Origin of the sequence: Streptomyces longispororuber, from assembly GCF_024448165.1 — a bacterium.
Lineage (GTDB): Bacteria > Actinomycetota > Actinomycetes > Streptomycetales > Streptomycetaceae > Streptomyces > Streptomyces longispororuber_A.
Map to the genome: position 1 here is coordinate 43,795 of NZ_JAMOLN010000021.1, position 19,823 is coordinate 63,617.

Annotated in this window: 17 protein-coding genes; 10 read left to right on the plus strand and 7 right to left on the minus strand. The window is 72.6% G+C overall.

All coding sequences use genetic code 11. The features are described 5' to 3' along the window. Window positions 1-44 precede the first annotated feature (44 nt). Window positions 45-1,421 carry a TerD family protein gene (locus M4J07_RS08750; protein ID WP_255969193.1) on the minus strand — a complete coding sequence of 459 codons (1,377 nt, stop codon included), beginning with the start codon at window positions 1,419-1,421 and terminating at the stop codon, window positions 45-47. A gap of 102 nt (window positions 1,422-1,523) precedes the next feature. On the opposite strand from M4J07_RS08750, the gene M4J07_RS08755 reads away from it, so the two are divergent. The 6 genes from M4J07_RS08755 (at window position 1,524) to M4J07_RS08780 (ending at window position 9,267) form a co-directional block, all read left to right on the plus strand. Beyond that, window positions 1,524-2,438: a LysR substrate-binding domain-containing protein gene (locus M4J07_RS08755; protein WP_255969195.1), complete on the plus strand. Its 915-nt coding sequence runs from the start codon at window positions 1,524-1,526 to the stop codon at window positions 2,436-2,438. 141 nt (window positions 2,439-2,579) lie between these two features. After that, window positions 2,580-3,920 (plus strand): MFS transporter, encoded by a 1,341-nt coding sequence (locus M4J07_RS08760; protein WP_255969197.1) that lies wholly within the window; start codon window positions 2,580-2,582, stop codon window positions 3,918-3,920. Between the two features lie 13 nt (window positions 3,921-3,933). Next, window positions 3,934-5,604 (plus strand): acyl-CoA dehydrogenase family protein, encoded by a 1,671-nt coding sequence (locus M4J07_RS08765; protein WP_255969199.1) that lies wholly within the window; start codon window positions 3,934-3,936, stop codon window positions 5,602-5,604. After that, complete coding sequence (locus M4J07_RS08770; RefSeq protein WP_255969201.1) at window positions 5,597-6,793, plus strand: CaiB/BaiF CoA transferase family protein; 1,197 nt, start codon at window positions 5,597-5,599, stop codon at window positions 6,791-6,793. The genes M4J07_RS08765 and M4J07_RS08770 overlap by 8 nt, the downstream gene beginning before the upstream one ends. A gap of 38 nt (window positions 6,794-6,831) precedes the next feature. Continuing rightward, window positions 6,832-8,013, plus strand: coding sequence for an acyl-CoA dehydrogenase family protein (locus M4J07_RS08775; protein WP_255969202.1), 1,182 nt, complete (start codon window positions 6,832-6,834; stop codon window positions 8,011-8,013). 60 nt (window positions 8,014-8,073) lie between these two features. Further along, a complete protein-coding gene (locus M4J07_RS08780; RefSeq protein ID WP_255969204.1) occupies window positions 8,074-9,267 on the plus strand; it encodes a lipid-transfer protein in 1,194 nt (397 codons plus the stop codon). Between the two features lie 13 nt (window positions 9,268-9,280). Here the strand turns inward: M4J07_RS08780 and M4J07_RS08785 are convergent, their stop codons facing one another. Further along, a complete protein-coding gene (locus tag M4J07_RS08785) occupies window positions 9,281-9,835 on the minus strand; it encodes a GNAT family N-acetyltransferase (RefSeq protein WP_255969205.1) in 555 nt (184 codons plus the stop codon). Window positions 9,836-9,965: 130 nt separating this feature from the next. Between M4J07_RS08785 and M4J07_RS08790 the strand changes: the two genes are divergently transcribed. After that, window positions 9,966-11,462, plus strand: a complete 1,497-nt coding sequence (locus tag M4J07_RS08790; RefSeq protein WP_374215015.1) for an MFS transporter — start codon at window positions 9,966-9,968, stop codon at window positions 11,460-11,462. 18 nt (window positions 11,463-11,480) lie between these two features. Here the strand turns inward: M4J07_RS08790 and M4J07_RS08795 are convergent, their stop codons facing one another. Genes M4J07_RS08795 through M4J07_RS08810 form a run of 4 tightly spaced genes read right to left on the minus strand, consistent with a single transcriptional unit; the run spans window position 11,481 to window position 15,021 of the window. Next, a complete protein-coding gene (locus M4J07_RS08795; RefSeq protein WP_255969256.1) occupies window positions 11,481-12,113 on the minus strand; it encodes a response regulator transcription factor in 633 nt (210 codons plus the stop codon). Window positions 12,114-12,131: 18 nt separating this feature from the next. Beyond that, window positions 12,132-13,376, minus strand: coding sequence for a sensor histidine kinase (locus tag M4J07_RS08800; protein WP_255969209.1), 1,245 nt, complete (start codon window positions 13,374-13,376; stop codon window positions 12,132-12,134). Between the two features lie 17 nt (window positions 13,377-13,393). Further along, complete coding sequence (locus M4J07_RS08805) at window positions 13,394-14,110, minus strand: ABC transporter permease (protein WP_255969211.1); 717 nt, start codon at window positions 14,108-14,110, stop codon at window positions 13,394-13,396. Continuing rightward, window positions 14,110-15,021 carry an ABC transporter ATP-binding protein gene (locus M4J07_RS08810; protein WP_255969213.1) on the minus strand — a complete coding sequence of 304 codons (912 nt, stop codon included), beginning with the start codon at window positions 15,019-15,021 and terminating at the stop codon, window positions 14,110-14,112. The genes M4J07_RS08805 and M4J07_RS08810 overlap by 1 nt, the downstream gene beginning before the upstream one ends. Window positions 15,022-15,292: 271 nt before the next feature. Here M4J07_RS08810 and M4J07_RS08815 point away from each other — a divergent pair, with 271 nt between their 5' ends. The 3 genes from M4J07_RS08815 (at window position 15,293) to M4J07_RS08825 (ending at window position 18,324) form a co-directional block, all read left to right on the plus strand. Then, window positions 15,293-16,147, plus strand: a complete 855-nt coding sequence (locus M4J07_RS08815; RefSeq protein WP_255969215.1) for a MaoC family dehydratase — start codon at window positions 15,293-15,295, stop codon at window positions 16,145-16,147. A 39-nt stretch (window positions 16,148-16,186) separates the two neighbouring features. After that, window positions 16,187-17,263, plus strand: a complete 1,077-nt coding sequence (locus M4J07_RS08820) for a Zn-dependent alcohol dehydrogenase (protein ID WP_255969217.1) — start codon at window positions 16,187-16,189, stop codon at window positions 17,261-17,263. 122 nt (window positions 17,264-17,385) lie between these two features. After that, a complete protein-coding gene (locus M4J07_RS08825) occupies window positions 17,386-18,324 on the plus strand; it encodes a 3-oxoacyl-ACP reductase (protein ID WP_255969219.1) in 939 nt (312 codons plus the stop codon). A 291-nt stretch (window positions 18,325-18,615) separates the two neighbouring features. Here M4J07_RS08825 and M4J07_RS08830 read toward each other — a convergent pair whose 3' ends face one another. Continuing rightward, window positions 18,616-19,764 carry a hypothetical protein gene (locus M4J07_RS08830; protein WP_255969221.1) on the minus strand — a complete coding sequence of 383 codons (1,149 nt, stop codon included), beginning with the start codon at window positions 19,762-19,764 and terminating at the stop codon, window positions 18,616-18,618. Window positions 19,765-19,823 lie beyond the last annotated feature (59 nt).

The following is a 19,823-nucleotide window of genomic DNA, read 5'->3' on the forward strand; positions in this document are numbered from 1 at the left end:
CGGGGAGCCGGATCAGGCCGACGTGCCGACGCCCCGGCTCCCGCTCAGCTCCGGCCGCGCCAGCCCCAGCGCGACGCCTTCCGGCCCCCGGCCGTCTTGGCCGGGGACTGCCCGGACAGCGGGACGGGCGCCGCGAAGGGCACGGCCGCCACGGGGTCCGGCGCGTCCTCGGGACCGAACCCCTTGAGCCTGGCCCGCCACGGTCCGTCCGCCATCTCCATCCGGACGACCAGCGGACCGCCGGGCAGCGGGTGGGTCTCGCGGCGGGCGCCGATCTCGTTGATGAAGTTCTCCTCGCGCGGCAGCGCCGTGGGGTCGTCGGACCCGGCCGGCTCGAACCGGTTGACGATGAGATTGCTGTCGCCCTTGTACTGGATGGCGAAGTCCGCCGGGCCGCCGGTGTGCAGCAGCACGTCGGGGCCGCGCCCCTCCAGCCACGCGCCGGTCAGCCGCCGGGCCGCGGTGAGCGGCAGCACCGTCACCTGCCACCGTCCCTCGGCCTGGAGCCGCAGCCGCAGCGGGCCGCCCGGCGGGACCGTGGTCAGCAGGCGCCCCTCGAAGTCCTCCTCGGTGCTGTTGACGAGGGTGTCGCCCTCCTTGTTGCGCTTGTTCAGCGGGGCCAGGCACGTCCAGCCGTCCCCCTGGACCAGCAGCTCGACGACGACCGGGCCCGGCGGCAGCCCGTTCACCTGGATCACGTCGTTGTCCTGGCCGGTGATCAGGTGCGGCTCGAAGACCGGGCCGAACGTCCAGTCCGCGACGGGCGGGACGGCGGGCGTCGGCCCGGGTTCCGCGAGTGTGGGGGCGGGGGCCGGTGCGGGGGCGAGGGGTACGGGCGTGGGTGCCGGTGCCGGTGCCGGTGCCGGTGCCGGTGCTGCCGCTGCCGGTGCGGCGGCGGGCACCGCGTCCTGGACGGGCGGCTGCATCCGGACCGGCCCGGCCGCGTGGCCGGCGGCCAGCGCGTCGAGCCCGGCCTCGTGCCCCTGCCCCACCGCCCGGAACTTCCACCCGCCGGCCCGGCGGTACAACTCGGCGAGCACCAGGGCCTTCTCGTCGCCGATCTCGGTCACCGCGTACCGCGCGACGGGCGTGCCGTCGGGCGCGTAGGCCTCCACCGACGGTTCACCGGTCTCCCGGACCGTCCCGCCGCGCGTCGAACCGACCACCAGCACCCGCTCGACGTCCTGCTCGACCGCCGGGAGTTCGACCTCCAGCCACGCCGTACCGTTCGCGCCCCCGGCGAGACGGACCGCGCCCGACGGATGCGCGGGCGCCCCCGGTGACACGACGTCCTGGTCCCCCCGGACCGCTCCGTCCCCGGTCAGCAGCAGCGCCGACGCGTCCAGCCAACCGCGTACCGCGATGCGCAACGGCACCGTCGGTATGAAGGTGTTGGCCCCCTTGATGAGATGACCCTCCATAAAAACGCCCCCTACGTCTTCACGAGTTCTACGCACTCGTCACGCTGTCATCACAACGATCTCCGGGCGGAGCATCCCACAGGTCGACGTATCGTCGCCCCCGTGGAGCTCAAACACCTCACCGGATTCGTGGCCGTGGCCGAGGAACTGCACTTCGGGCGGGCCGCCGAGCGCCTGCACATCGCGCAGTCGCCGCTCAGCCAGCAGATCAGGCTCCTCGAACGGGACCTCGGGGTCAGGCTCTTCGACCGCACGACCCGCACCGTCCGTCTCACCCCGGCCGGGCAGGCGCTCGTGGAGCCCGCGCGGCGGCTGCTCGCCGACGCCTCCGCCGTCCGCCGCACCGTGCGCGCCGCGCACCTCGGCGAGGTCGGCCGGGTCACCGTCGGCTTCGCGGGCGCCAGCAGCTACTCCGCGCTGCCGCTGCTCACCCGCGCCGTCACCTCCCAGCACCCCGGGATCGAACTGGTGCTGATGGGGCAGACCTACACCGGTGAGGCGCTGCGCCGGGTCACCGACGGCACCCTCGACGTCGGCTTCGTGGCGCTCCCGGTGCGGCGCGGCATCACCGCCCGCGTCGTCCGCATGGAGCGCCTCGTGCTCGCCCTGCCCGACAGCCATCCGCTCGCGGCCCGCGACGAGGTGCCCGTGCGGGAGCTGGCGGGCGAACCCATCGTGACGTTCCCGCTCTCCCGGGAGTCGGCGGTGCGCGAGGCGATGGTGCAGGCCTGCCACGACGCCGGGTTCGCGCCCCGGATCGCGCAGGAGGCCCCGGACTCGTACAACATGCTGGCCCTGGTGGGCGCCGGTGTCGGGGTCGCCGTGGTCGTCGAGTCCGCCCGCAGCATCCATCTGGAACACGTGGTGTTCCGGCCCCTCGTCGGGGACGAGGTGCCCGTCCTGCCGATCGCCCTCGGCTGGCGCACCGGCAACAAGTCGGCGGCCCTGGAGGCCGTGCTGCGCGTGGCGGAGGAAGTGCTGCCGACGCCGCCCGACGCACAGGATCATGCTGGATGACGTCTCAATCCAGGGCGTTATTGGTCTTGGACACCACCTAATGGCGCGGTGCAGAGTGATCCACGTCTCGCGACGGAGCGAGGGCGGGCCGCACCTGTCGTTCTCCGCAGCGGGATCTGCCGCTACGAGAGGACGCTCGTCATGCCGCAAGCCGCCCCCGTCCCCGGGGACGCAGCGAGCCGGGCCCGTGACGCCCGTCGCGCCGGCGTCACCGCCTTCGTCGGCACCACCATCGAGTGGTTCGACTTCTACATCTACGGATCGGCGTCCGCGCTGGTCCTCGGCAAGATCTTCTTCACCGGCGCCTCACCCGCCGTCGGCACCCTCGCCGCCTTCGCCACCTTCTGGGTCGGCTTCCTCGCCCGCCCGCTCGGCGGCCTGATCTTCGGGCACTTCGGCGACCGGTACGGCCGCAAGAAGGCCCTCGTCACCACGCTCACGATGATGGGCGCCGCCACCTTCTGCGTCGGACTGCTGCCCGGCTACGACCAGATCGGCGCCGCCGCCCCGGTCCTGCTGATCCTGCTGCGCATGATCCAGGGCGTCGCCATGGGAGGCGAATGGGGCGGCGCCGTGCTCATCGCCACCGAGTACGCCCCGCCCAGGCGCAAGCTGCTCTACGGCGCCTTCGCCCAGCAGGGCTCCCCGGTCGGCAACCTGCTGGCCACGATCGCCTTCCTCGGCATCGCCCAACTCCCGGACGCCGCCTTCGAGTCGTGGGGCTGGCGCGTCCCGTTCCTGTTCTCGGCCGTCCTGGTCGCCGTCGGCCTCTTCATCCGCCTCAGGCTCGCCGAGACGCCCGAGATGCAGGCCGCCCTCGCCCGTGACAAGCCGGTCAAGCTCCCCATCAAGACCGTGCTGACCCACTACCCGCTGCTCGTCGTCCTGGGCGTCCTCGCGGGCACCGCCGGCGTCGCCATCACCTATGTGAAGACGACGTTCGCCCTGTCCTGGGCCACCTCCGACCTCGGCTTCGACCGGTCGACGTTCCTCACGGTCATCGCCCTCGCGCTCGTCGTCCAGGTGGTCGTGCAGCCCTTCGGCGCGGTGCTGGCGAGCAAGTGGCCGGTGCGCAAGGCCGTGCTGTGGATGCTGCTGCCCGAATTCGTCGTGCTGCCGCTGATGTTCGTCCTCGTCGGCACCGGCAACTTCTGGCTCGCCGTCCTCGGCATGGGCCTCGCGACGTTCCCGCACGCCATGTACTACGCCGCACTCGCCGGAATCCTCGCCCGCGTGTTCCCCGTCGAGGTCCGCTACACCGGCATGTCGCTGTCCTACCAGCTGTGCACGACCCTCTTCGCCGGGACCGCGCCGATCGTCTCCCAGTACCTGCTCACCGCCTTCGGCTCGATCTGGCCGGTCGTCGCCCTCGGCCTCGCCTACACCGCGATCACCCTGGCGGGCGTCCTGCCGCTGCTCGCCCGCACCGGCGACCGCGAAACCGCACCGGCCACCAACTCCCGTACCGCACAACCCGCCTGACCCGGAGTCACCCGTGCCCACCGAAACGCCCCTGAACTACGCCGACCGCGACCCCGCCCTGCGCCCGCTGCTCGACCGCGTCCTCGCCGCCGACGACCGCGCCCGGGTCGAGCCGCTCCTCGCCGACCTCGGCGAGCTCGCCGCGGGAGACCTCGACCGGCAGGCCGCCCTCGCCGACGCCCACCCGCCGCGCCTCGTCCAGTACGCCGCCGACGGCGAGCGCGTCGACGAGATCGCCTTCCACCCCGCCCACGACAAGGCCGCGGCCATCGCCTACGAGCGCTTCGGACTCGCCGCGATGTCCCACAGGCCCGGTGTCCTCGGCTGGCCCACGAAGGTCCCGCACACGGTCAAGTACGCCCTCTCCTCCCTCTACGTGCAGTCCGAGTTCGGCATGGCCTGCCCGCTCTCCATGACGGACTCCGCCGCCCGCATCCTGCGCCTGTTCGACGCCGAGCGGTACGCGGACGAGATAGCCGCCCTGTCCTCCACCGACCCCGGACTCCGGGCCACCGGCGCGATGTTCATGACGGAGAAGCAGGGCGGCACCGACGTGGGGCTGACGGAGACCGTCGCCACCGACCGGGGCACGCACTGGACGCTCACCGGCAAGAAGTGGTTCGCCTCGAACCCGTCCGCCGACGTGATCCTCACCCTCGCCCGCGTCCCCGGCCAGGGCGACGGCACCCGCGGCCTCGGCATGTTCCTGGTACCGCGCCTGCGCCCCGACGGCAGCCGCAACGAGATCCGCATCGACCGCCTCAAGGACAAGCTCGGCTCCAGGTCCATCGCGAGCGGCGAGGTCACCCTCGACGAGGCGTACGCGACCCCCGTCGGCCAACTCACCGACGGATTCCGGCAGATGGCCGAGATGCTCAACGTCTCCCGGCTCTCCAACGCCATGCGCGCCACCGCCCTGATGCGCCGCGCCGTCCGCGAGTCGGTCGACCACACCCGCGTCCGGCACGTCTTCGGCAAGCCCCTCTTCGACCAGCCGCTGATGCGGGCCACGCTGCTCCCGATGATCCTCGACACCGAAGCAGCCCTGCACCTGGTGATCGAGGCGGCCGCCCGGCTCACGGAGGCCGACGCCGGCGACGCCGACGCCCGCGCGCTGGTGCGCGTCCTCACCCCGCTCGCCAAGCACACCCTGTGCAAGCGGGCCCGCACCGTCACCGGCGAGGCCATGGAGATCCGCGGCGGCAACGGCTACATCGAGGACTGGGTCAACCCGCGCCTGGTGCGCGACGCCCACCTCGGCTCCATCTGGGAGGGATCGTCGAACGTCATCGCCCTCGACGTCCTGCGCTGCATGCGCCGCCAGCAGGCCCACGCCACCCTCGCCGACGCCTACGGCGACCGCCCGGCCACCCGTGACCGCTGGGAACTGCTCCGCAAGAAGGGCGACGCACTCCTCCAACTCCCGCCCGACGAGCAGGAGATGCGGATCGGCCGGTACGCCGACGAGCTGACCCGCGCCGTCATGGAGACGCTGCTGCACGACCAGGCCGACCACGAGACGCGCACCACCGGCGACGGCCGCGCCCTCCTCGTCGCGCGCGCCTACAGCGCCGTCACCGACGACCCGGCCGCGCTGCCCCGCCCCGCCCTGGACCACTTCACCGCGCTGGCGGACGGTGGACGGGTCCCGCTCGCCGACCTCCGGGAGACCGACCGTGCCTGACCAGAACCCGGCGCCCCTGAAGGGCATGAAGGTCGTCGACCTCTCCAAGATCCTCGCGGGCCCGTACGTCACCATGTCGCTGGCCGACCTCGGCGCCGACGTCATCAAGGTCGAGCACCCCGACGGCGGCGACCCGACCCGCTCCTGGGGCCCACCCTTCAACGGCCCCGACGCCACCTACTACCTGGCGGCCAACCGCAACAAGCGCTCGGTGACCCTCGACCTCAAGTCCGAGGGCGGCCAGGAGGCCGTGCACCGGATGCTCGCCGACGCGGACGTCATGGTGGAGAACTTCCGCCCCGGCTCCTCGCTGGCCCGCCTCTTCGACTACAAGGAACTGAGCGAGCGCTACCCGCGCCTGGTCATCCTCCACATCTCCGCGTTCGGCGACACCGGACCGCTGCGCGACGAGCCCGGCTACGACATGGTGGCCCAGGCGAGCGCGGGCCTGATGTCCCTCACCGGCGAACCCGACGGACCGCCCGTCAAGGCCGGCTACGCCATGGGCGACCTCGGCGCCGCCCTCTTCGGCCTCATCGGCGTGAACGCGGCCCTCGTCGAACGCGAGCGCACCGGCCACGGCCAGTACGTCACGACGTCCCTGTACGAGTCCCAGCTCGCCCTGCACATCAACTGGGCCACCGGCTACTTCGCGACCGGCGAGCGCCCCACGCGCCTCGGCTCCGGCCACCCCAGCCTCGTCCCGTACCAGGCGTACCCGGCCGCCGACGGCCACTTCGTGATCGCGGTCGGCAACGACGCCCTGTTCCGCCGCCTGGTGACCGCCCTCGGCCACCCGGAGTGGGCGGACGACGCCCGGTTCGCGGCCAACCGCGACCGCGTGGCGCACCGCACGGCGCTCAACGCCAAACTGGAGTCCGTCCTCGTCGACGAGCCGGTCGCCCACTGGACCGCCCTGCTGAAGCCGCTCGGCGTCCCCGTCGCCGCCATCCGCACCCTCGACGAGGTCTACGCCTGCCCGCAGACCGCGGCCCTCGGCATGGTGCGGACGGTCGAGCACCCGGACGTGGGCCCCCTCCAGCAGGTCGCGTTCCCCGTCACGTTCCGCGGCGAACGCCCGCCGGTCCGCAGCGCCCCGCCCACATTGGGCCGGGACAGCCGCGCGATACTCGCCGAACTCGGGTACGAGGAGAAGGAGATCGACCGTCTCCTGAACCCGTCCGACTGAGCCGCACCACCACCCTCACCGCAAGGAGCCTGAGTCCCATGCCGTTCCCCGCCCTCGACCCCGTCGACCCGCTGAACCTCGAAGCACTCCTCACCGACGAGGAGCGCGCCGTGCGCGACACGGTGCGCCAGTACCTCGACGACAAGGTCGAGCCGCACATCGCCGGCTGGTTCGAGGCGGGCGAGCTGCCGGACCTGCCCGGACTCGCCCGCGAGTTCGGCAAGATGGGCCTGCTCGGCATGCACCTGGAGGGGTACGGCTGCGCCGGCCTGTCGGCCCGCGCGTACGGCATCGCCTGCCGCGAACTGGAGGCCACCGACTCAGGGCTGCGCTCCTTCGTCTCGGTCCAGGGGTCCCTGGCCATGTTCGCGATCCACCGGTTCGGCTCCGAGGAGCAGAAGCAGGAGTGGCTGCCCAAGATGGCCGCGGGCGAGGCCATCGGCTGCTTCGGCCTGACCGAGCCCGACCACGGCTCCGACCCGGCCTCCATGACGACGCGGGCGCGCCGGGACGGCGACGACTGGATCCTCGAGGGCCGCAAGATGTGGATCACGAACGGTTCGGTGGCGGCCGTCGCCGTCGTCTGGGCGCAGACCGAGGACGGGGTGCGCGGCTTCGTCGTGCCCACCGACGCCCCCGGCTTCTCCGCCCCGCTGATCAAGCACAAGATGTCACTGCGCGCGTCGGTGACGAGCGAGCTGGTGCTGGACGGCGTACGGCTCCCGGCCTCGGCCCAGCTCCCCGGGGCGCGGGGCGTCGGCGCACCGCTGACCTGCCTGAACGAGGCCCGGTACGGCATCGTCTGGGGCGTCACCGGCGCGGCCCGCTCGGCCTGGACGGCGGCGCGGGACTACGCCCTGCAGCGCGAGCAGTTCGGCAAGCCGATCGCGGGCTTCCAGCTCACCCAGCAGAAGCTCGTCGACATGGCCCTCGAACTCCACAAGGCGACGCTCACCGCGCTGCACCTGTCGGCGCTCAAGGACTCGGAGGCGGGCGTCCACCCGGCCCAGATCAGCTTCGGCAAGCTCAACAACGTGCGCGAGGCCATCGAGATCTGCCGCACCGCCCGCACGATCCTCGGTGCGAACGGCATCTCGCTGGAGTACCCGGTGATCCGGCACGCCAACAACCTGGAGTCCGTCCTCACCTACGAGGGCACCTCCGAGATGCACACGCTCGCGCTCGGCCAGGCGCTGACGGGGCACGCGGCCTTCCGTTAATCGCTCCGCCCTGCCACTATCTGACGGTCCGTCAGGTAGTGGCAGGAGGGCTGCGCAGCCATGAAGTCGTACATAGTCGGCGTCGGCATGACCAAGTTCGAGAAGCCCGAGAGCCGGGACTGGCAGTACTGGGACATGGTGAAGGAGGCGGGCGGTGCCGCGCTCGCCGACGCCGGGATCGCCTACGGCGACGTGCAGCAGGTCCCCGTCGGCTACTGCTTCCAGGCCTCCACGGCAGGTCAACGCGCCGTCTACGAACTGGGGTTGACGGGCGTCCCCGTCTACAACGTCAACAACAACTGCGCGACCGGCTCCACCGCCCTGATGATGGCCCGCCAGTTCGTCGAGGGCGGCACCAGCGACTGCGTGCTCGCCGTCGGCTTCGAGAAGATGCAGCGCGGCGCGCTCGGCGGCGGGGCCGACGCCGGGGCCGACTTCAAGACGTCCCCGGTGGCCCGCCACTACGGCATCATGGCCGCCCGGCACGGCTTCGAGATGAGTCCGCCCACCGCCCAGATCTTCGGCGACGCGGCCCGCGAGCACATGGAGAAGTACGGCACGACCGCGGCCCAGCTCGCCGCGGTCGGCGCCAAGAACCACCGGCACTCGGTCAACAACCCGTACGCCCAGTTCCAGGACGCGTACACGGTCGACGAGATCCTCGCCGCCAAGGCCATCCACACCCCGCTCACCAAGCTCCAGTGCTCGCCGACCTCCGACGGCGCGGCGGCGGCCGTCGTCGTCTCCGAACGCTTCGTCGAGGAACGGGGCCTGGGGGAGAGGGCTGTCGAGATCGTCGCCCAGGCGATGACCACGGACACCGAGGAGTCCTTCGCGTCCGGCTCGTGCATCGACGTCGTCGGACAGCCCATGTCGCGGGCGGCCGCCCGCCAGGTCTACGAGGCGTCGGGCACCGGCATCGACGGCGTGGACGTCGTCGAACTGCACGACTGCTTCTCCGTCAACGAACTCCTCACGTACGAGGCGCTCGGCATGTGCGGCGAGGGCGAGTCCGGCAAGCTCGTCGAGTCCGGCGCGACGACGTACGGCGGCCGGTGGGTGGTGAACCCGTCCGGCGGCCTGATCTCCAAGGGCCACCCGCTGGGCGCCACGGGCATCGCCCAGCTCGCCGAGCTGACCTGGCAGCTGCGCGGCGAGGCGGGCGCCCGGCAGGTCACCGGGGCGCGCACCGGACTCGCGCACAACATCGGGCTCGGCGGCGCGGCCGTGGTGACCATGGTGCGGCGGGCCTGACGGCGGCCGACGGTCAGCGGGCCCGCCAGTCGTCGGCGAGGACCGCCATGGTCACCTCGTCCTGCCAGACGCCGTCCCGCAGCTGACTGCTGCGGTGCACGCCCTCCAGGACGAAGCCGACCTTCTCGTACACGTGCCGGGCCCGGTGGTTGTCCGCGAACGCCATCAGCTGGATGCGGTGCAGGCCGGCGGTCTCGAAGCCGTACCCGACGATCAGGCCGGTCGCCTCGGTGCCCAGCCCGCGGCCCCGGCCGCGCGGGCCCATCAGGGTGCGGAAGGTGGCGCCGCGGTGGGCCGGGTCCCACTCGTTCAGGACGACCTCGCCGACCAGCTCGCCCGTCGCACGGTCCGTGACGGCCAGGTCGAGCCGGTCGTCCTGCGCACCGCGCGAGCCGTACCACTCGCGCAGCCGCTCCGGCGTGAAAGCGGTGTCACCGCCGGTGAAGTGCAGCACCTCGGGATCCGCGATGATCCCGGCCATGGTCTCGGCGTCGGCCCCGGTGAACGGCCGCAGCACGACCCGCTCGCCGGTCAGCACGGGCTTGTGGGAGAAGACGGTGGAGGTCACCCGGGGATTCTCCGGACCGGACCGCCCGGCGGCAACGCAATATCGGGTCCTAGGACCCGGGCCGTAGACCCGGAGCCCCGGGACCGCTGCGCCGAAATCCTGATGTACGGGGTGCGCTCGCCCTGCGACCATGACATCCATGCTCCAGACCCCGACCGCCGCAGATGCCGCGATACGTGACCGAAGGCCCGCACCGCCCACCTGGCTGGTGGTCGCCGTGGCCTGTGCCGGACAGTTCCTCGTCGTGCTCGACGTCTCCGTCGTGAACGTCGCGCTGCCCTCCATGCGCGCCGACCTCGGGCTCAGCGCCTCGGGCCTGCAGTGGGTCGTGAACGCCTACTCGATCGCCTTCGCCGGCTTCATGCTGCTCGGCGGGCGCGCGGGCGACCTGTTCGGGCGCAAGCGGATGTTCCTGGTCGGCCTCGGCCTGTTCACCCTCGCCTCGCTCGCCGGCGGGCTCGCCCAGGACGACTGGCAGCTGCTCGCCGCACGTGCCGTGCAGGGCCTGGGCGCCGCGGTCCTCGCCCCCTCCACCCTGACCATCCTCACCTCCGCCGTCCCCGAGGGCGCGGCCCGGGCCCGGGCCATCGCCACCTGGACCGCGGTCGGCGCGGGCGGCGGCGCGGCCGGCGGCCTGGTCGGCGGCGTCCTCACCGAGGGCCTGAACTGGCGCTGGGTGCTCCTCATCAACGTGCCGCTCGGCGCCGTCGTCCTCGCGGCCGCCGCCCGCTGGATCAAGGAGTCCCGCGCGGGCGGCGAGCGCCGCCTCGACCTGCCGGGCGCGCTGCTCGTCACCGCGGGCACGGCGACCCTCGCGTACGCCATCGTGCAGACGGAGGCCGAGGGCTGGGGCGCCGCGGCGACCCTCGTGCCGCTCGGTGCGGCCCTCGCGCTGATCGCGGCGTTCCTCGTCGTCGAGGCCCGTACGCGACTGCCGCTGATGCCGCTCGCCCTGTTCAAGGTGCGTTCGGTGGCGGCCGCGAACGCCGCGATGTTCGTGTGCGGCATGGGCTCGTTCGCCATGTGGTTCTTCATGACGCTGTACGCGCAGAACGTCCTCGGCTACACGCCGATCGAGGCGGGCCTCGCCCTCGTGCCCAGCTCGCTCGCGGTCGTCGCGGGCTCCAAGTTCGCGCCGCGCCTGATGCCGCGCTTCGGCGCACGGAACGTGGCGGTGGCCGGTGTCCTCGTGACCGCGGCCGGGTTCGCCTGGCAGTCGACGATGAGCGCCGACGGCAGTTACGTCGTGACCATCATGCTGCCGGGCATCGTGATGATGGCGGGCGCGGGCTTCGCGATGACCCCGCTGGCGTCGCTGGCCACGTCGGGCGCCGCGCCCGGTGACGCGGGCCTGGTGTCGGGCCTCGTCAACACGTCCCGGACGCTGGGGGGCGCGCTGGGCCTCGCGATCCTCTCGACCGTCGCGGCGGGGCGCTCCGCGGGTTCGGCGGATCCCGTTGCGCTCACCCACGGTTACGCCGCGGCCTTCCGGGCGGGCGCCGGGATCCTGCTCGTCGCGGTCGCGGTACTGCTTCTCTGGATGCCCCGCTCCTCAAGCCCCTCAGGGGGCACCTCCCAGCGTCAGCCGGGGGAGATTGAGGAGCGGGGTCCGGGCAGCGCCCCGTGACCGGTCGCCGGGTGACCGTTACAGCCAGCCCTGCTGACGCGCGGAGCGCATCGCCTCCATGCGGTTGCGGGTCCCTGTCTTGCCGATCGCCGACGACAGATAGTTGCGCACGGTCGACTCGGAGAGGTGCAGCTTCGTGGCGATGTCGGAGACGGTCGCCCCGTCCGCCGAGGCCCGCAGCGCGTCCGCCTCGCGGGACGTCAGCGGGCTGGGCCCCGCCGACAGCGCGGCGGCGGCCAGCGCCGGGTCGACGACCGTCTCGCCGCGCAGCACCTTGCGGATGGACTCGGCGAGGTCCTCGACCGGGCCGTCCTTGACCAGGAACCCCGCCGCCCCCGCCTCCATCGCCCGGCGCAGATAGCCGGGCCGCCCGAAGGTCGTGAGGATCAGGACCCGGCAGTCCGGGACCTCGTCGCGCAGGTCGGCGGCGGCGTCCAGACCGCTGCGGCCCGGCAGCTCGATGTCGAGGAGTGCCACGTCGGGGCGGCATTCGAGGGCCTTGTCGACGATGACGTCGCCGGCCGCGACCTGCGCGACGACTTCCATGTCCTCCTCCAGGCCGAGGAGGAGGGCGAGGGCGCCGCGCATCATTCCCTGGTCCTCCGCGAGCAGTACGCGCACGCTCTTGGCCGGGCGGTGGTCCTGAGGCATCTCTGTCACAGGGAGAGATTACGCGGGCAGCGCCACGTCGGGCTGCGACTCCCGCTCGCCCACCGGCAGTTCGGCGGTCACCGTGAACCCGCCCCGCAGACCGGGGCCCGCCTTCAGGGAACCGCCCGCCGTCGCGAGCCGCTCGGTGAGCCCCTTGAGACCGGTGCCGCCGATGCCGGGGGTCGCGGCGTCGGCCGGCCCCGAACCGTTGTCGGAGACCCGCAGCCTGGCCCGCTCCGGCGTGCTGTCGACGGTGATCGTGCAGGTGGTGGCCCCGCTGTACCGGACGGTGTTGGTCACCGCCTCGCGCACCACCCAGCCGAGCAGCGCCTCCGTCTGCGCGGAGAGCGGCCGGCCCGACTGGCGCACCACGGGGGAGATCCCGGCGGCGGTCAGCGCCGAACGCGCCCGGTCCAGCTCGGTGGCGAGGCTGCCCTCGCGGTAGCCGGTGACGGCCTCGCGGATCTCGGTGAGCGCCTGCCGGCCGACCGCCTCGATGTCGGAGACCTGCTCCAGGGCGGCGTCCATGCTGCGCGGCGCGAGCCGCCGGGCCGCCTCCGACTTCACCACGATCACCGACAGGGTGTGGCCGAGCAGGTCGTGCAGGTCGCGGGAGAAGCGCAGTCGCTCCTGCTCCACGGCCCGGCGGGCCAACTCCTCACGGGCGTCCCGCAGTTCCCGTACGGTCTCGGACAGCGACAGGATCGCCGCCGTCACCATCGTGGACAGGAACGTGCCGTACGAGACGCTCACCGCGTCCCAGCCCTCGCGCAGCCCGGCCACGGTGCCCGCGAGCACGGTCAGGGCGAGCCCGACCTTGCCGAGGTACGGGCCCCGGGAGATCGCCCCGACGGCGAGCCCGAGCAGCGGGAAGAGCGCCAGCCAGGCCCCGCCGTACGTGCCCGCGAGACCGCAGGTGAGGAGCGTCATCACGCCGACCGCGACCCGGGTCGACGTCGCGTGCCGGGTCACCTTGTGGAAGGCCCGGAACACCACGTACACGTAGAGGGAGTTGAAGAGGAACAGGCCCAGGCCGCCGACCCACGGGTGGGGGGTCTTGCCCTGCACGAGGTTCGAGGCGGCGCCCAGGCCCATCAGCAGCCAGGGCAGCAGCGCGAAGCCGGTGGGCGGCGGGCCCAGTTCCTCGGCCGGCCTGCCGTGCTTGCGGCGGTGCGCCTTCATCCGCGCGTTGTCGGCCTTCCACTCGTCCCGCGCCTGCTGCCAGGCGCGCCACCCGCTGACGGCGCTCTTCCTCCAGGACATGTCCGATCCCCCGTTGCTCAGATGGTGCGTGCGGCCTTGCGGTACGAGACCACAGCGTACGAACCGAAGACCAGCAGCCAGCCGGTGAGGACGCCGAGCGCCACGAGCGACGGTGCGTGCCCGTCGGCGACCGAGCGGCCGATCTGCGCGAACCGGTTGGTCGGCGTGAAGGCGGAGACGTGCTGCAGCCACTCCGGGAACAGCTGGACCGGGAACCAGAGGCCGCCGAGCACCGCGAGCCCCAGATAGCTGAGCATGTTGACCCCGCCCATGGCCTGCGACGTCATCCGGTAGCCGTTGCCGAGGCCCAGCATCGTGAAGGGCAGCGAGCCCAGCCACAGCAGCACCGCGATCACCGGCCACTTCCAGGCGTCCATCCGTACGCCGTTGACCAGCCCGCCCGCGAGCATCACGGCCGCGATGGCGGGCAGCACCGTCACCGCACCGGTCAGCGCCCGCGCGGTCACGCCCTGGCGCGGTGTCATCGGGGTGATCCGCAGCTGCCGCAGCCAGCCGATCGCCCGGTCCTCGGCGACGCCGCCCGCCGTGTTCATGGCCGCGCCGAGCGCGCCGTACGCGGCCATGCCGACCATCGACGCGGTCTTCCACGTGCCGTCGTCCGTACCGAGGTTGGTGAACAGGAGGTACATCAGGACCGGCATCGCGACGGTGCCGAGGACGAACCGCATGTCGCGCAGGGTGCGCTTCACTTCGAGCCGCAGGTAGTCCCACATCACACACGCTCCAGGTCGCGGGGGTCCGCGGTCAGCGCCATGAAGGCGTCGTCGAGGGAGGCCGGGGAGACCTCCAGGTTCCGTACGGCGTCCATGGCGGCCAGCGCCATCACCGTGGCGTCCGAGTCCTCGGTGCGCAGCCGGGCCCGGTCCCCGCGCACCTCCACCGTCGTCACTCCCGGCAGCAGCGCGAGGCCCTCCGTGCCGCGGCCCGCGAGGTCGAAGCAGACGAGGCTGCCGCCGCCCGCGCGGCGCAGCTCCTCGCCGCTGCCGTCCGCGACCACCCGGCCGTGGTCGATCATCACGATCCGGTCCGCGTTGGCGTCGGCCTCCTCCAGGTAGTGCGTGGAGAACAGCACCGTGTGACCGCGCTGTGCGTAGGCCCGCATCGACGCCCAGAACGCGTGCCGCGCCTCGACGTCGAGCGCCGCGGTCGGCTCGTCGAGCACGATCAGCGCGGGGTTCCCGGCGAGGGCCAGGGCGAACCGCACGCGCTGCGTCTGCCCGCCGGACAGCTTGTCGACGCGCCGCCCGGCCAGTTCCTCGATCCCGGCGAGCCGCAGCGCCTCCGGCACCGCCATCGGCTCCGGGTACCGTCCGGCCACGAAGCCGACCAGCTCCGCGACGGTGACCCGGGGGACGGCCCGCCCCTCCTGCAGCATGGCGCCGACCCGGCCGGCCAGCACCGCGGTCTGCGGCGCCGTGCCGAACAGCTCGACGTGGCCCTCGTCCGGCTCGTCCAGGCCGAGGAGCAGAGCGATGGCGGTCGACTTGCCCGCGCCGTTGCGGCCGAGCAGCGCCACCGTCTCGCCCGCGCCGATCTCCAGGTCGAGCCCGTCGACCGCCCGTACCTCACCGAATGTCTTGACGGCCCCCGTGAACGAGACGGCCGGTGCCTTCGTCGTCTTCATGGGGAAAACGCTACGGAGCGGGGCCGGGTGCGCGGCAGATCCGGTTGTCCGCGGCTCGCCGGTACAAATGTCACAACGGGCTTTCTGACGTGGCGTCAGAAAGACGTACCGAGGCTCTTCCCAAGCCATGCGCTCTTGGCTATACATGGGTCGCCGGGTGAATTGGAACAGGTTCTACCCGGCCCGCGACGACCTCGGTGCGACCGACGGTGCGGACGGCCGCACCGAGGTCTTGACCAGCTCGACCCGCCAGCCCTAGGAGCGCCCGTCCATGCCCATCGACGCCGCGAAGGCCATAGCCGCCGATCCCAGGACCGCCGAGATCACCTGGGGCCACAAGGACATCCAGCTCTACCACCTGGGCCTCGGCGCGGGCGTCCCCGCCACCGACCCCGACGAGCTGCGCTACACCCTGGAGTCGAAGCTGCACGTCCTGCCGAGCTTCGCCACGGTCGCGGGCGCCGGCATGGCCATGATGGGCGGGCTCGCCGCCCCCGGCATCGACGTGAACCTGGCGCACGTGCTGCACGGCGGCCAGACCGTGGAACTGCACCGCCCCATCCCCGTCGAGGGCAGCGCGCGGACGGCCGCACGGGTGGCGGCCGTCTACGACAAGACCAAGGCCGCCGTCGTCGTGCTGCGCACCGAAGTCGCCGACGCCGACGGGCCGTTGTGGACCAGCGACGCGTCGATCTTCATCCGCGGCGAGGGCGGCTTCGGCGGCGAGCGCGGCCCCTCCGACCGCCTCCAGGTCCCGGACCGCGCGCCCGACCGCACCGTCGACCGCCCCATCCGCGAGGACCAGGCGCTCCTCTACCGCCTCTCCGGCGACTGGAACCCGCTGCACGCGGACCCGGAGTTCGCCAAGCTGGGCGGCTTCGACAAGCCGATCCTGCACGGCCTGTGCTCGTACGGCATGACCCTCAAGGCCGTCGTCGACACGGTCCTCGACGGCGACGTCTCCCGCATCACCCGCTACACCACGCGCTTCGCGGGCGTCGTCTACCCGGGCGAGACGCTGCGCATCCGCATGTGGCAGGAGCCCGGCCGGGTCCAGGTCACCGTGGTGGCGGTGGAGCGCGACGAGGCGCCGGTCCTCGCCGACACGGTCGTCGAGCACAGCTGATTCCACCTGTAGGTACGTCACGCGAAGGAGCCGCACCCCATGCGAGCAGCCGTACTGCACGAGATAGGCCAGGACAAACTCGAGGTACTGGACGACGTCGAGGCGGTCGGCTTCGGCCCGGGCAAGGTGAAGATCCGGGTCCGCGCGACGGGCCTGTGCCACTCCGACGTCTCCGCGATGAACGGGGTGCTGCCGCAGCCCGCACCCTTCATCCCCGGCCACGAGGGCGCCGGCGAGATCCTCGAAGTCGGGGACGGCGTCTCCCATCTGACGGCAGGTCAGCGCGTTCTGGTCTGCTGGCTCCCGGCGTGCGGCGCCTGCCCCGCCTGCAAGCGCGGCCAGACGCAGCTCTGTCTGGCCGGATTCATGAACGCGGGCACGCCCAACTTCAAGCGCCCCGGCGGTGACGTCTTCGGCTTCGCCGGGACCGGCACGTTCACCGAGGAGGTCGTGGTCGACGCGGGCTGCGCCGTCCCGATCCCCGACGACGTGCCCTTCGACATCGCCGCGCTCATCGGCTGCGGCGTGACCACCGGGCTCGGCGCGGCCATCAACACGGCCGACGTGAAGGCCGGTTCGTCGGTCGCCGTCATCGGCTGCGGCGGCGTCGGCATCTCGGCGATCCAGGGCGCACGGCTCAAGGGCGCGGCACAGATCGTGGCGGTCGACCCGGTGGCGTCCCGGCGTGCGGCAGCCCTCACGTTCGGTGCCACGGAGGCCGTTTCACCGGACGAGCTGGCCGACGCCAAGCAGCGCGTCACCGCGGGGGAGGGCTTCGACTACGTCTTCGAGGTCGTCGGCAAGTCGGTCACCGCGCGGACCGCCTACGAGACGACGCGGCGCGGCGGCACGCTCGTCGTCGTCGGCGCGGGCGCCATGGACGACAACCTGCAGCTCAACATGTTCGAGCTGTTCTTCGACGAGAAGCGGATCCTGCCGTCGATGTACGGCGGCGGCGACGTCCTCCAGTCCTACGAGCGCGCCATCGCCCTGTGGCGGGCGGGCCGCATCGACCTGGAGTCCCTGATCACGCACCGGGTGCCGCTGGCGGAGATCAACGAGGCGCTGGACCAGATGCGGACGGGCGCCGCCCTGCGGACCTGCATCGAGCTGTAGCGGCAACGGCACTGCGGCCACGGGGCTCCGCCCCGGACCCCGCTCCTCAATCTCCCCCAGCTAACGCTGGGAGGTGCCCCCTGAGGGGCTTGATCCGCCCACCCGAAAGGAACCCGAACCGTATGTCAACGCCGCTCACCGGCCTCACGGCCATCGTCACCGGCGCCGGCCGAGGGCTCGGCCGTGCCGAAGCGCTGGAACTCGCCCGCCTCGGCGCCCACGTCGTCGTCAACGACTTCGGCCAGCCCGGCCGGGACGGCTCGGGCGAGGCCGACGCCACCCCCGCGGAACGGGTCGCTCAGGAGATCCGCGACCAGGGCGGCACGGCCACCGCCCACACCGGCGACGTCGCCGACCACCAACAGGCCCGGGAACTGGTCCAGTTGGCCGTCGACACGTACGGGCGGCTCGACATCCTGGTCAACAACGCGGGCATCCTCCGCGACCGGATGATCTTCTCCATGACGGAGGACGAGTGGGACACGGTCATCCGCGTCCACCTCAAGGGGCACTACAACACGACCCACTTCGCCGCCCGGCACTGGCGCGAACGCTCGAAGGCGACCGGTGCCCCGGTCTACGGCCGCATCGTCAACACCTCCTCCGAGGCGTTCCTCGCGGGCTCGGCAGGACAGCCCAACTACGCGGCGGCGAAGGGCGGCATCGTCGGACTGACCACGTCGACCGCCCTCGCGCTCGCCAAGTACGGCGTCACCGCCAACGTGATCTGCCCGCGGGCCCGCACCCGTATGACGGAGGACGTCTTCGCGGGGTTCGCCGAGCCCGACGAGGGGCTCGACCCGCTCGCCCCCGAACACGTCGCCCCGCTCGTCGGCTACCTCGCCGCACCGGCCGCGGGGAACGTCAACGGACAGCTCCTCGTGGTGCACGGCGGCATGGTCGCCGTCGTCGAACGTCCCACGGTGCAGGCGAAGTTCGACACCGCCAAGGACGCGTTCACCTACGACGAACTCGACGCGCTGCTCACCCCGCACTACAAGGACCGCCCCCCGAACGAGACGTTCGCGGCGGCGGAGGTGCTCGGCCTCAAGCACGGCTGACCGCGACGCGGAGACGACAGGAGGGGCCCGGCGGAAACCGGGCCCCTCCTGTCGTCTCGTGGACCTTCCTACGCCTCCTCGGCGCGAGCCCCCCGGTGCCGACCACGCGGCTCCGGCTGCTCGTTCTGCGCCGACGACGCGGCGACCGCGCCTCGATGGCGACCGGGAGCGGAGGCCGTGGCCTCCCTGCGCTCCACGGTGTCCGTGCTGCCGTTCGTACCGTTGCTTTCCATCATCGGAAAACTCACCCCGTAAACCCGTACAAGATCCTTCACTTACAGCCGGGCGAGTCTAACCGCCCGCTTTCCGGCCACCGAGCGGCGCCTGCCCCAGTGGAACGGGACGCGGCGCCGCGGGCGCCTCGGGAGCGGACTGCGCGGGCTCGCGCGGCGCCGGCGGCTCAGGAGCGGATACCCGCGCGAGCCCGCACGACACGTCGTCCGTGACGTACGGCAGGGACAGCACCCCGTCCTTCGACCAGAAGCCGCTGCCCGCCAACCATCCGACGGGCGCGGCCAGTTGGTGCATCGTTCCTTCGGTCGGCCGCCACACCCCGAGCCACGGTGCGCCGCCCTCGGGGCCGTCGATCCGGAACGCCACCGCGCAGCTCTCCGGCAGCAGCGTCTGCCCCGGCTGCACGGCGAACGGTGTCAGGGCGCAGTCCGCGAGCCGCAGCCCCTGCGGGAAGCGGAGCGGCAGCGTACTGCCCAACACGCCCCAGCCGAGCCGGAGTTCACCCGGCTTCACGGCATCCGAGCGGACCAGGATGAGACCGCTGTCGAGATCGGCGAGCAGCAGCCGGTCATCGCTCTCCTCGGTGATCTGGAGCAGCGGGGAGACCTCGCCGCCCCGCTCCAGATCGACGGCGACCGTCTTGACCGGGCCGCCGCCCGGCGCCGCGCGGTCCACCGCGAGGAGCCGCCCCGCACGGTCCAGCCACACCCCGCCCGAGCACCGCCCCGGCACCTCGGCCACGTGCTCCGGCCCGAACGAGCCGCCCGCCACCAGCCAGACGTCGGTGGACTCCGAGCCGACGGCGAGCGCATAGGCGCGGCGGCCGTCGGGCGCCGGCGGCAGCAGGGTCAGCTCCGCCGTTCCGCCGCACTCCACGGCGCCGAGCGGCACCTCGCCGGTGCCGGGCCCGGTCGGGTAGAGCAGCGAGAACAGGTGGCGGCCGTCCGCCCGGCGCCTGATGAGCACCCGGCCGTCGGCCAGCGGCAGCACGTCGGTGCCGGGCTCCTCCGGCTGGTTGCCGGGCAGCGGCACCGCGTACGGCTCGGGCCCGTCCAGGGTCCACCGCTCCGGGAACCAGGAGGCGGGGCTCGCCCCGTCGTGCGCGAGCCGGGCCGCGTACGACGCGTCTGTGGTGATCACGCACCGGCTCGCGGGCGCGGTGTCCGCCGCGCTCGCGGTCTCGGTTTCGATGGCCAGGGCCGTCATGGGGATCTTTCACCTCCGGTTGTTCACGGCCGAAGCTAGTTTTCGCACGTACCTCCGTG